Here is a 12,373-nt window from a genome sequence, read left to right as displayed (position 1 = left end):
CGGGCTCGGGGGCGAAGTCAAGGGAAGATCACCGGGTGATCCCGCCCGAGAAGCGGCCCACGGCGGGCGGATTCACGCGTCGGGTGCTCAGAGGCTCCCGAGCGCGACGATCAGCACGAAGATGGGCGAGAAAAAGCCGATCAAAAAGCGCATGAGCTTCAGAAGGCCGGGCGAGAGCGTACGGGCCGTCTGCAGTTCGGCCGAGGTCGTCTTCCACGCCACCCAGGCGGCCGCGATCGCGATACCGAAGGTCGAAAGCGGCATCCCGACGTTCGACGTGACGTAGTCAAGCAAATCGAAGATGTTCTTCCCGAAGAAGGTCACATCGCTCCAGGCGCCGAAGGAAAGCGTCGCACCGAGCCCCACCACGGCCGCACCGAGCGTCGTCGCGACGATCGCGCTGCGACGCGAGAGCATGAGTTCCTGGTTGAGAAGCGACACGCACGCTTCCATCATCGAAACCGACGACGTGATGGCCGCGACGAGAAGGCACACGTAGAAGAAAATCGCGAAGATCTGACCGAAGGGCATCTGCGCGAAGACGGCGGGCATCGTCACGAAGGTGAGCCCCGGGCCCGCGGTCGGGTCGAGGTTGAAGGCGAAGACGGCCGGCATCACCATGAGGCCGCCGAGGATCGAGGAGAGAATCCCGAGAAACGCCACCCAACCGACCGAGGACGGGAGGTCCGCCTTCGGATTGAGGTACGAGCCGTACGTGATCATCGTGCCGGCGCCGAGCGAGAGCGAGAAGAAGCAAAAGCCCATCGCGTTGAAAAGCGCCGTCGCATTGAAGTCTTCCCAACGGGGCATGAAGAGGTACTCGACCCCGTTCCAGCCTCCGGGAAGGGTCACGCCGCGCACGATCAGAACGAGCATCAGGATAAAGAGCGAAGGCATGAGCACCTTGGCGATGCGTTCGATCCCTTCTTCGATGCCGCGCAGGACGACGAAAGCCGTAAAGAGCAGGAAGACGAGCAGATAGGCGTAGGAAAGCGGCCCGTTCGAGACGAAGGCGCCGAAGTAGTCGCCGAGCTTCGCGGCGTCGGCGATGATCCCGTCACCCGTGAGGGCGTCGATCGTGTACTTGATGCACCAGCCGCCCACCGTCGAATAGAAGGAAAGGATCAAAAAGACCGTAAAGACCCCGACGCCGCCGAAAAACCCCCAGGGCTTGCCGCAGACTTTGTTGAGGCTTCCCACCGCACCGCGACGGCCCGCGCGACCCATGGCGAATTCCGCGATAAGGAGCGCCACGCCCACGGTGAGCGTGAAAAAGATGTAGGGAAGCATGAAGACGGAGCCGCCGTTCGTTCCCGCCATGTAGGGGAACTTCCAAATGGCCCCGAGACCGACCGCGGAACCCGCGCTCGCGAGGATGAAACCGAGGCGCGACCCCCAGCCGGCCGTACTCGCAGTATCAGACATGAAGTGTTTCCTCAATAAGTGTGGTTTGTCGTCGAGCCCCGGATCCGCCGGGTCGAAGCGTTTCGCGCGGCGGGCGTCGGTCGAAGCACGCCCGAAGAGAGCTCCCCGTCGACGCGTCGGGAATGTCGAACGGAGAAAAACCGCGGGAAAACTGGAGGAGTCGGGGCAGGAAAAGGGAGTTCGCCGAGTGCTCGAAGCGAACTCCCTACAATGAGTGTACCTTTCCGCCCGATCCGACCCCTAAGCGATAGCGATTAGCGGTTTTGTGCGGATCGGAGCGGATAGGTGCGGTAAATGAGGGAAATTTCCGCCTTAGAAAAGACCGATGGCCTTCGCGGTGACGACGAGGATGACGATCGGAGAGAAGACCACCATCACGACGCGCAGGAAGGTAAGAAAGCCCGCCGAGCGCCAGAAGCCCGCTTCAGCACCCGTACGGAGCTCCGCTTCGATCTTCGGCCAGGCGGCCCAGCCCGCCGCGAGCGCGATCCCGAGGCAGCCGATCGGCATGCCGATGTTGGAGGTCGCGTAGTCGAAGAGGTCGAAGAAGGTCTTCCCGAAGAGGGTCACGTCCTTCAAGGGGCCGAACGAAAGGGCCGAGAGGATCCCGAGGATGCCGAGGGTCGTTCCCACGAGCAGGACGGCGTTGCGACGCGTGAAGTTCCATTCGTCGACGAGGTACTGCGAGGACATTTCAAAAATCGAAATGGCCGAGGTGAGGGCGGCAACGAAAAGGCACAGATAGAAGGCCACCGCAAAGAGGTCCCCCATCGGGAGTTGCCCGAAGACGGCGGGCATCGTCGCGAAGGTGAGCCCCGGACCCGCATCGGGCGACAAGCCGAAGGCGAAAACGGCCGGCATGATCATGAGGCCGCCGAGGATCGACGAGAGGATCGCGAGGAACACCACCCAGGCGGTCGACGTGGGAATGTTGACGCGCGAGGAGAGGTAGCTCCCGTAGTTCATCATCGAGCCCGAACCGACGGAAAGCGAGAAGAATGCAAAGCCCATCGCGTTCAAAAGCGCTTCGCCCGTAAAGGCGGAAGGATCGGGTGTAAAGAGAAAGCGCACGCCGTCGAATGCCCCGGGGAGCGTCAAACCGCGCACGATCAGCACGCACATGAGGATGAAAAGAAGCGGCATGAGGACTTTGCTCACGCGCTCGATCCCCTTTTCAACGCCGCAGAGAACGACTCCGGCCGTCGCAGACAGGAAAACGACGTGACAGAGAACGGGGAGCGTCCCCGCCGAGGAAAAGGTTTCGAAAGCGGAACGCATGGCGCTCGGGTCCGTGACGGCGCCGTTCCCGACCACGGCCTGCGCGAGGTAGTAGACGCACCAGCCGCCCACCACGGAGTAAAAGGCGAGAACGAAGTAGCCCGTCGCGACCGAAATCAAGCCGAAGGGCGCCCAGGCGCGGCCCGCAAGCTTCGCATACGCCGTGGCGGCGCCCCCCTTGGCGCTTCGGCCCATCGCCATTTCGCCGATCAGGAGCGCAAGCCCGATCGTGAGCGTAAAAAAGACGTAGGGAAGGAGAAAAACGGACCCGCCGTTCGTGCCCGCCATATAGGGGAACTTCCAAATGGCTCCGAGGCCGACGGCCGAGCCTGCGCTTGCAAGGATGAAACCGAGGCGCGAGGTCCATACGGATCTCGACGCAGAGGGGGATGCGTCCATAACTTTTCTCCGAATTTGCGTTGTGTCGATGGAAAAAGCGGACGCCGAGGGGCCGTCCGCTTCGTTGGAGGGTGTTGAGTTCGGGAGCCGCAAAACGAAGCAGCTTGAGGCTCCCGGGACTGTTCGGGCGTCGGAGACATCGACACCCGAGGGTTCTTCCGGTTTACATAAGGCCCGAAACGAGCACCGCGAGAACGAGAAGCGGCGAGACGACGAGCATCATCACGCGCAACCACAGGAACCAGCGGTTCGAGCGCGGCACGTCGCCCGCGATGTCCTGCGAGACCTTGGGCCAGCACCACCAGCCCGCAAGGACCAGAATCACGAGGCCCCCGACCGGGAGCGACAGGTTGCTCGTGAAAAAGTCGAAGAGGTCGAAGAAATTCCGGTTGAAGAATTTCACGTCGGAAAGCATGCCGAAGGACAGGCACGGGAGCGCCCCGACCACCGCCAGAGCAACGGTCGAGAGCACCGACGCGCTCGGGCGCGAAAGCTTCTTCTCGTCGACCAAAAACGCCACCAGAATCTCGATCATCGAAACGGACGACGTAATCGCCGCCACCACGATGCAGAGGTAGAACATGATCGCGAAGATCTGCCCGAAGGGAATTTGCGCGAAGACGGCGGGCATCGTGATGAAGGTGAGCCCCGGACCCGCAGTCGGATCGAGCCCGAACGCGAAGACGCTCGGCATGATCATGAGGCCGCCGAGAAGGCTTGCGACGACGCCGAGGAACGCAATCCAGAGGCAGCCCGAGAGAAGGTTCGTCTTGCGATCGAGATACGACCCGTAGGTGAGCATGCAGCCGCACCCGACGCACAGCGAAAAGAACGTGAAGCCCATGGCTGCGAGGAGCCCGTCGAGCGTGAAGGCTTCGGGGTCGAACTTGAAGAGGAATTCGACGCCTGCCATGGCTCCGGGGAGCATGAGGCCGCGCACGATGAGAACGAGCATCATCACGAAAAGAAGCGGCATGAGGACTTTGCTCACGCGCTCGATCCCCTTCGTCACGTCAAGCGCGACAATGAGGCCGTTGATGAGCAAAAAGAGCCACTGAAAGCCGAGTGCCGTGACGGGATTCGCCGTGAGCTCTTCAAAGTGCGCTCCGAGCTGACTCTGGTCGGTGATGAGACCCGTTCCCGTCAGCGCTTCGCAGAAGTACGCGATCGTCCAGCCGCCGATGGCGGAATAGAAGCAGAGGACCAGAAAGCCCGTCAGAACGCCCAAATATCCGGCCGGTACGAAAATCGGACCGCCGAGACGGCGATAGGCCGTGACGATGCCGCCGCGGCCCGTGCGCCCGAGGGCGATTTCCGCAACGAGCAGCACGAGCCCCACCGTGAAGGTAAGGAGCACATAGGGAAAGAGAAAGACCGAGCCTCCGTTCGTCCCGGCCATGTAGGGGAACTTCCAGATGGCTCCGAGACCGACGGCCGCGCCGGCACTCGCCAGCACGAAGCCGATGCGGCTCGTCCAGGTTTTGCGTTCTTCGAGCGACATGGTGTGGATTTCGACTGAGGGGTTGAAAAAAGAAAAGAGGTCCGAAGGCGGCCTCTTTCGGCCGACCTTCGAGCCATTGTAGGGGGCGGAGCGCGCGAAATGGGCGAAAACGCACGGTATAAGTACTCGAGCGATCGATGTTTACGAGAAAAGTCCCTGATAGATCGCAACGAGTACGAGAATTGGCGCAAGTACCGCGATCGAAGCGCGCAGAAATTTGAGGGTTGCGGGTCCGTAAGAGTGCGCCGAGGTGAGTTCGTCGCGCACCGCGGGCCACGCTTTCCAGCCCGCGAGCACCGCGATCGTCAAGCCCCCAACGGGCATGAGCACGTTCGTGCACACGAAGTCGAGCAGGTCGAAAATCGTCCGGCCGAAAAACTGAAGGTTCGACCACACGCCGAAGGAAAGCGCCGAAAAGGCGCCGAGGACGAAAAGCGTCACCCAGCACAGCACGACCGAGATCGCGCGGGTGAGGTGCCACTCGTTCTGCAAAAACGCAACGACCACCTCAAGAAGCGACACGGACGAGGTGAGCGCCGCAACGAGAAGGCACACGTAAAAGAGAAGCGCAAAGAGGTCCCCCGCGGGAAGGTGCGAGAAGATGAGAGGCACCGTGATGAAAACAAGCCCCGGGCCCGCATCGGGTTCGAGCCCGAACGCAAAGACGGCGGGCATGATCATGAGGCCCGCGAGGAGCGACGCCTGCACGGCGAGAACCGCCACCCAGAGGGAGGCGTTCGGGATGCAGGTCTCCTTCGAGAGGTAGGAGCCGTAGGTAACGAGAATCCCCGCACCGAGCGACAGCGAGAAGAAGGTAAAGCCCATCGCGTTCAAAACGGCCGTGCTCGTCACGTCCTCCCAACTGAAGTCGAAGAGGTACGCGATGCCGGCCGAGGCACCGGGGAGCATCAGGCAGCGCGCGATGATCGCGAGCATGAGTACGAAAAGGGTCGGCATCAGGAATTTGGAGACGCGTTCGATCCCGCGCTGAATCCCGAAGACCACCGTCGCGCACGTGAGCGACAAAAACGCGAGGTGCCAGCCGACGTTGCTCGCGCCGTCCGTGACGAGCGTGCCGAAGTGCTCCTTGAGGTCGTTCGCGTCCGAGAGGGCGATCGAGCCCGTCACCGACTCGACGAGGTACGCAAAGCACCAGCCGCCCACGACCGAGTAGTAGGAAAGAATGACGTAGGCGGTCAGAACCGAAAAGCCCCCCAACACCGCAAAGGACTTCCCGCCCGTCTTTCGGAGGGCGGAGACCACCGAGCCGCGCCCGTGCCGGCCGATTGCGATTTCGGCCGCGGCGAGCGCAACGCCGATCGTGAAGGTGAAGAGAACGTAGGGAATGATGAATGCGCCGCCGCCGTTAGCTCCCGCCCAGAAGGGGAATTTCCAGATGGCGCCGAGCCCGATGGCCGAGCCCGCGCTCGCGAGAATGAATCCGAGGCGCGAGCCCCATTGCGTGTTGTTGGACATACGTGCGGTGTTGACGGTTTCGATTCGGATGCGGAAAGAAAAGCTCCAAACTACCGATTGTAACCGTCCGAAACCGTTTTCCCGACGGATTTTCGGTCGAAGTCGCGCAAAAAGCGCTTCTCGGGCCTCTCGTTTTCGATCGGGGACCTCTTCGAGGGGTGTTTCGGATCGAACGTTTCGTTGCATTTCCCCGTGCAAGTCTCGCGGGCTGAAACAAACCCGAAGGGAATTTGTTGTGAAAACTTGATCTAATAAGGACGACGAGAAGGGCGCGCGGCGCCCTTTCCCGAAAGTTCTTGCGAACACATTGAAAAAAGGAGGAACCATGACGAACACGAACCTGCGCGCTTCGATGGCGGCCGTTGCGGCCGCGAGTGCTCTCGCACTCGGCACGCTTTCGAGCGGCGCGATCGCCGCGCCGCAGGTGGCCCAGGCGGGCGCCCTCTTTTCGCTTCAGGGCGAAGCGAGCCGCACGCTCGTCAACGACGAAGCGACGCTCACCTTCTCGGTCGAGCGCGTGAAAAACGACGTCGGTACGGCGACGAACGAAGTGGTCGCCGCCGCGAACGCCGTGCTCGACGCCCTGAAGGCGTTCGGTCCGAAGGCGGTCGCCGAAACGAACGACTTTTCAACCTGGCCCGTCTATACCCGCGCCAAAGAGGGGGAAACCCCGACGATCGGCGCCTGGGGCGCCCGACAGACGATTCGCGTCAAAGTGAAGGACGTGACCGAAGTCTCGAAGATCCTCGAAGCGGCCGGGAAGACCATGGGCTACGACGGCATTGCCTTCGGCGTGAGCAAAGACGTGCAGCGCCGCACGAACGACGAGCTTCTCGCCGAAGCGATCGCGGACGCTTCGTCGCGCGCCGTCATCGCCGCGAAGGCGCTCGGCCTCGGCGAAGAGAACGTGGCGGTCGAGCAGCTTACGGTGGGCTCGGGCAACGCCCCGTCGGTGCGCTACTATGCGGCGGCGCGCGCCGCAAACGACGTCGCTCTGAAGTCGGCCGCTCCCGCTCCCGCCGTTTCCGCCGGGACGAGCGACGTGACGCTTCGCGTGACGATGCAGGTGCGCATCCGCCCGAATTGAGGCGGTTTTCAAGTCAGTTTCCCGAACGAGGAGTTTTCCATGGTGCGCTTTGAAACCGACGGATCGATCGATCCCATTTTGCGCGTGACGCTCGACAAAGGCGACGTCGTGCTCGCCGAATCGAACGCGATGGTCGCGATGGACCGCGCGTTGTCGCTCAAGGGCCGCCCGAAGGGCGGCTTCATGAAGTCGATCGCGCGCAAACTCATGAACGACGAAACGTTCTTTCAACAGCGCATCGAGGCCGAAGAGGGTCCGGGCGAAGTGTTGCTCGCGCCGAACCTTCCCGGCGACATCCGCATCCTCGACGTGGGCGAGCGACAGTACCGACTCTCGGACGGTGCGTTCCTCGCGTCGACCGAAGGCGTCGAACTCACGACCCGGATGCAAAGCGTCGGCCGCGCGCTTTTCGGCGACAACGGGGGCTTTTTCGTCATGGAAACGGAAGGCTCGGGCCGGATCGCGCTCTCGGGCTTCGGGTCGATCCGCGAAATCGAAGTGCGCCCCGACCGCCCCATGACGGTCGACAACGGGCACGTGGTCGCGTGGGATGCGTCCCTTGAAGACGAACTTACGATCAACACCTCGCGCTCGGGCCTTCTCGGCAAGCTCGTCAACTCGCAAACGACGGGCGAAGGGATTCTGATCAAATTCAAGGGGAGCGGTCGCGTTCTTGTTTGCTCGCGCAACAAGGGCGGGTTCCTCGATTGGGTGTTCTCGAATCGTCCGACCGAAAAGGCGGCGAAAAACGACGAAGCCTGACGCCTCGCGGAGTCCCCGCAGTGAGAGCGGCCGAGCTTGAAAAGCCCGGCCGCTTTTCGTTACACTTACGGGCCTTTTTCCCGCTTCGGGCGGCCGCGCCGAGGGCGCCTCCGTAAGACCGGGGGCTTCGATACCCGGCGTCGTCGCGCCCGCATTCCCGTCCGTTTAAAATGGAGCCGCCGGCACGGTACCGTGCTTTTTTTTCGAGCTCCGAAGACCTACGAGGATACAGCCTTGAATTCCCGCATTTACCCGCATCCCTTCCTCGCCCGCGAAGGTTGGCCCATTCTCGGCGGCCTGCTCGCCGCGACGCTCGTCTTTTGGTTCCTCGACTGGGACTTCCTCGCCACGATCGCCTTCATCCTGCTCGTCTTCTCGACGCAGTTCTTCCGCGATCCGGCCCGCGAACTCCCCGAAGATCCCCGTGCGGTGGTGAGCCCCGTCGACGGTCGGGTCTGCAAGGTGCAGCGCGCCGTCGACCCGATGACGGGCGAAGAAGCGCAGATGATTTCGATCTTCATGAATGTCTTCAACGTCCACAGCCAGAAGGCGCCCGTCGCGGGGACGATCGAAGCGATTCAATACACGCCCGGGCTCTTCCTCAACGCCGATCTTGACAAGGCTTCGACCGACAACGAGCGCAACGCCGTGACGGTGCGCATGGAAGACGGCCGCCGCGTCACGTTCGTTCAGGTCGCGGGCCTCGTTGCGCGCCGCATCATCTGCCACGCGACCGTCGGCCGCACGCTCGCCCGCGGCGAGCGTTACGGCTTCATTCGCTTCGGTTCGCGCGTCGACGTGTACCTGCCGCTTGACGCCGAAATCAAGGTGACGATCGGCGAAAAGGTGACGGGTGTGATGTCGACCATCGCGCGTCTCTAACGCCTGACGCACCCCGAACTTTCCGTTCGATAAAAGAAGAGCGTCCCACGGGCCGATGCCCGACGGGGCGCTCTTTTTGTTTGTCGCTCGCTTTCGTCGGCTGCACCCTTCGAGCGCGCGGTTCGCCCGGTCCGTCCGATTCGTCCGATTCGTCCGGGCCGCGAACGGTTCTTCCGCCAGCTCCCCGACCTTCTTCCCGAAAGCCCGCCGCGCGCCGGAGCGCCCTTCCGACACGATCCGACCCCGATCGGGCCGGACTCGTACGTTCTTCGCTCGCCGCTTGCCGACGTCGACCGTTCCGTCCGTCGTTGCGTTCGTCGACCTCGGACGCTTTCGGGCCTCGATCCCGTGCGACCGCCTTTTCCTTGGCTCAATCCCCGACGGGGCTCGCGCGGCGGCACGAAAAAAAGCGAGGCGCGACAGTCGTCGCCCCTCGCTTTTGGGATCGGTCCGATCCGATTCGTCGGGCGTCGCTTAGGCTTCGGCCCGTTCCTCTTCCTCAAGTGCCTGCTGTTGCGCCATCAGGTCGGCTTCGATCGGATTGGGACGGCCCTTCCACCAGCACCAGAAGACGTGCACGAAGCCCGAAAGGGCGTAGCAGCAAAAGAGCACGAAGATCGAGAGCGAGGGGTTGCTCGAAATCACGATGAAGGCGAGCGCGAAAACGACGATGAACCAGAAGGGGATCGTCTTCACGACGGCGTAGCTCTTCCCCGAGAAGAAGGGCGCGTTGCAGACCATCGTGAGGCCCGCGTAGAGCGTTACGACGAAGGCGATTTCGCTCTGGTAGGCAACGAGCCAGTCGGGGAGCTTGTTTTCAACCGCAAGCCACACGAAGCCGCAGACGAGGGCCGCAGCCGCCGGCGACGGGAGCCCCTGGAAGTAGTTCTTGCTCACGACCCCGACGTTGCAGTTGAAGCGCGCGAGTCGCAGGATGGCGCACAGGGCGTAGATGAACGCGCACGCCCAGCCGAGCTTGCCGAGCTGCAGGAGCGAGTGTTCGTAGACGATGAGCGCGGGGGCCACCCCGAAACTCACCGCGTCGGCGAGACTGTCCATCTGAACGCCGAACTCGGACTGCGTGTGCGTGAGACGCGCGACGCGCCCGTCCATGCCGTCAAAGAGCATGGAGAAAAAGACGGCAATGGCGGCCGCCGAAAAGTTGCCGTTCATCGCCTGGATGATGCCGTAGAAGGCGGCAAAGAGCGCCGCCGCGGTAAAGGCGTTCGGCAGCACGTAGATGCCCTTCGACTTCACGGCCTCGATGCGGCTGTGACTGATTTCGGCAAGGCTCTTGCGGTGCGGAACGTTGTTCGCGGAATTCTGTGTCATGGGTATCCTGGTGTGGTGCGGGCCCCACGGGGTCGCGCAGCCGGAACAAGAAGACTTCGGGTCGACGGCCTCTCGGGCACGAGGCGTACGGCTCGGCGTTGAGGCATTGTAGCGGCAAAGACGGCAAAGGGAAAACGGTCGGCGGCGCTTCGGAACTCACCTAAAATGTCGGCATATCGCAAACCCGAAGGATTCGACATGCCTTTTCTCTTCGCTCCGCCCGCCCAGGCCGTGATTCCGGTTCAGGACGAGCGTTATGAATATTTCCCCGTTCGTCGCGTTTACGGCATCGCCAAAAACTACGCCGCCCCCGGAACGCCGAAGCCCGAAACGCTCGAGGAGGCGCTCGTTTTCATGAAGCCCGCCGACGGCGTGACGCCGGTCGAAGACGGGGCGGTCCTCACGGTGCCGATGCCCGAAGGGTCCGAATCGATCGTGCACGAAATCGAGCTCGTGGCCTGCCTCTCGAAGGGCGGCCGCAACCTCACGCCCGAAGAGGCCGAAGAGGCGGTCTGGGGCTGGTGCGTCGGGATCGATTTCACGCGCCCCGAGAAGAAAGTTCCGAACGGCCCCTGGGAGGCCGCGAAGGTGTTCGAAGGGTCGGCCCCCGTTTCGCACGTGCGCCCGAAGCACCGTACGCCCTTGCCCGCCCCCGCCGACATCTGGCTCTACGTGAACAACCAGAAGCGTCAGTCGGGTCGTACCGATCAGATGCTGCGCTCGCCCTTCGAGGTGATCGCCGAAATTTCGAAGACCTGGACGCTCGCTCCGGGCGACATCGTCTTCACGGGTACGCCCGCGGGGAACGGCCCCTGCCGTGCGGGCGACCGTCTTGAGGGCGGCGTGAACGGCGTGGGTCAGATCAAGGTCGAGTTGGTCGACCCGAAGAAGGCCTGACGGAGCGCCGAAAAACCGCAAAAGAAAACCGCCCTTTCCCGACGGGAAAAGGCGGTTTTTCAATGAGCGGGGACTCGCTTACGACCCGCTTACGACCCGCCGCACGCGGGCGCATCGGCGCGGCGCGGCTTCGCGTAACGCGCTTCGAGGCGCTTTTTGTCCGAAACGGGCTTTTCGTCAAGCGGCTGACGGAAGACGTGCAGCGACCCGAGTACGCCCGCCATGAGGATGAGGAACCCGAGCACCATGGAAACCGTGGGCGGTTCGCCGCGGTAAATGAGCGCGTAGATGACGGCGAAGACCGATTCGAAGACGATCAGCTGACCGCCGAGGGCCGACGGCAACAACTGGCTCATCTTGTTCCAGGCGAGCATCGCCACCCACGAGCAGAGAAAGCCCACCATGAGCGCAACGAGAAGGAACGTGACGGGTTCGGGCCCCATGAAGGAAACGGTCGTATCCATGAAGCCGAAGGGCCAGGCAAGGACCGCAAACGCAACGAGAACGACGGGGAGAACCGTGACGCCCTGCAAAGCCGTCCAGGCGCTCGGGCTGTGCTCGGGATGGTTGAGAAGCCATTCGCCGTTGTAGATCGAGAACCACGTCCAGGCAAAAACCGCAGCCAAGCCGAAGCCCACGCCGATCCAGAAGTTTTCGCCCCCTGCGGCGGACGCCCCCTTGATGAGTTCGAATTCGGACCAGTTCGCGATCACGAGGCCCGCGAAGATGACGGCCAGCGGCGGCAGAATCCGGCTCCAGGCGATGCCGTGACCTTCTTTGGCATAGCGAACGTTCGAGACGATCGCCACGAGCACGGGAATCACGGCCATGAACATGCCCGCAAGCGGTGCGCCCGCAAGGCGAATGCAAATGGTGAGGAGCGAATAGAAAATGACGTTCCCGAAAAAGGGAAGTCGGAACGCTTCGAAGACGTCGGCACGACTGAATCGCGCGATGTCTTTGCGAAGGAACCAAAGGCAGGGAAGAGAAACGATCCCGAACGCGATGAAGCGCCCGAGAGCGACAAGCACGGGGTTGTAGTCCGGAACGAGGAGGGGCGCGATGTAGATGAGGCCCCAGAGCGCTCCGGCCGCAACGCCGAGAAGAACACCCGTCAGCATGGATAAATTTTCACCGGGAGTGACCGTCGTCTTTCACCCGACGGCCGACACAAGCGATGGGTTGTGTGAAAGGGGAGCGTTTTTCCCATCGTCTGAGTGCTGACCGGATCTTCGCCGCGGCCCCGCGGGCGCTCGGCTGGTCATGAAGACCGAGTCAGCCGTCCCGAAGAGCCTGGCCCCTCGAAACGACCCGAAAGATCGAGGACGAGGCGG

At 62.6% G+C, this 12,373-nt stretch carries 10 protein-coding genes; 4 read left to right on the top strand and 6 right to left on the bottom strand.

The window, feature by feature from the left end; all coding sequences use genetic code 11:
• Positions 1–87: 87 nt before the first annotated feature.
• The 4 genes from S6FBBBH3_RS09305 to S6FBBBH3_RS09290 form a co-directional block, all read right to left on the bottom strand.
• The gene (locus S6FBBBH3_RS09305; RefSeq protein WP_120177479.1) at positions 88–1,425 is read right to left on the bottom strand and encodes a sodium-dependent transporter; all 1,338 of its coding nucleotides are present in this window, start codon (positions 1,423–1,425) and stop codon (positions 88–90) included.
• A gap of 312 nt (positions 1,426–1,737) precedes the next feature.
• Positions 1,738–3,102 carry a sodium-dependent transporter gene (locus S6FBBBH3_RS09300; protein WP_120177478.1) on the bottom strand — a complete coding sequence of 455 codons (1,365 nt, stop codon included), beginning with the start codon at positions 3,100–3,102 and terminating at the stop codon, positions 1,738–1,740.
• Positions 3,103–3,265: 163 nt separating this feature from the next.
• Positions 3,266–4,603 carry a sodium-dependent transporter gene (locus S6FBBBH3_RS09295; RefSeq protein ID WP_120177477.1) on the bottom strand — a complete coding sequence of 446 codons (1,338 nt, stop codon included), beginning with the start codon at positions 4,601–4,603 and terminating at the stop codon, positions 3,266–3,268.
• 141 nt (positions 4,604–4,744) lie between these two features.
• Entirely contained in the window at positions 4,745–6,079 is a 1,335-nt protein-coding gene (locus tag S6FBBBH3_RS09290) for a sodium-dependent transporter (RefSeq protein WP_120177476.1), read from the bottom strand.
• Between the two features lie 325 nt (positions 6,080–6,404).
• Here S6FBBBH3_RS09290 and S6FBBBH3_RS09285 point away from each other — a divergent pair, with 325 nt between their 5' ends.
• From S6FBBBH3_RS09285 to S6FBBBH3_RS09275, 3 genes are all read left to right on the top strand, one after another.
• Positions 6,405–7,166 carry an SIMPL domain-containing protein gene (locus tag S6FBBBH3_RS09285; RefSeq protein WP_120177475.1) on the top strand — a complete coding sequence of 254 codons (762 nt, stop codon included), beginning with the start codon at positions 6,405–6,407 and terminating at the stop codon, positions 7,164–7,166.
• A gap of 39 nt (positions 7,167–7,205) precedes the next feature.
• Positions 7,206–7,928, top strand: coding sequence for a TIGR00266 family protein (locus S6FBBBH3_RS09280; protein WP_120177474.1), 723 nt, complete (start codon positions 7,206–7,208; stop codon positions 7,926–7,928).
• A 234-nt stretch (positions 7,929–8,162) separates the two neighbouring features.
• Positions 8,163–8,810, top strand: coding sequence for a phosphatidylserine decarboxylase (locus tag S6FBBBH3_RS09275; protein WP_120177473.1), 648 nt, complete (start codon positions 8,163–8,165; stop codon positions 8,808–8,810).
• A 474-nt stretch (positions 8,811–9,284) separates the two neighbouring features.
• Here S6FBBBH3_RS09275 and pssA read toward each other — a convergent pair whose 3' ends face one another.
• Positions 9,285–10,142 carry a CDP-diacylglycerol--serine O-phosphatidyltransferase gene (gene pssA, locus S6FBBBH3_RS09265; RefSeq protein WP_120177471.1) on the bottom strand — a complete coding sequence of 286 codons (858 nt, stop codon included), beginning with the start codon at positions 10,140–10,142 and terminating at the stop codon, positions 9,285–9,287.
• A 198-nt stretch (positions 10,143–10,340) separates the two neighbouring features.
• Here pssA and S6FBBBH3_RS09260 point away from each other — a divergent pair, with 198 nt between their 5' ends.
• Positions 10,341–11,039 carry a fumarylacetoacetate hydrolase family protein gene (locus S6FBBBH3_RS09260; RefSeq protein ID WP_120177888.1) on the top strand — a complete coding sequence of 233 codons (699 nt, stop codon included), beginning with the start codon at positions 10,341–10,343 and terminating at the stop codon, positions 11,037–11,039.
• 89 nt (positions 11,040–11,128) lie between these two features.
• Here the strand turns inward: S6FBBBH3_RS09260 and S6FBBBH3_RS09255 are convergent, their stop codons facing one another.
• Positions 11,129–12,160 carry a DMT family transporter gene (locus S6FBBBH3_RS09255; protein ID WP_120177470.1) on the bottom strand — a complete coding sequence of 344 codons (1,032 nt, stop codon included), beginning with the start codon at positions 12,158–12,160 and terminating at the stop codon, positions 11,129–11,131.
• Between the last annotated feature and the right edge of the window lie 213 nt (positions 12,161–12,373).

It is taken from the genome of Sutterella megalosphaeroides (assembly GCF_003609995.1).
GTDB classification, from domain to species: Bacteria; Pseudomonadota; Gammaproteobacteria; order Burkholderiales; family Burkholderiaceae_F; genus Sutterella; species Sutterella megalosphaeroides.
Note: the sequence above shows the minus strand (reverse complement) of the source record. Positions and strands in the feature narration are given on the sequence as shown.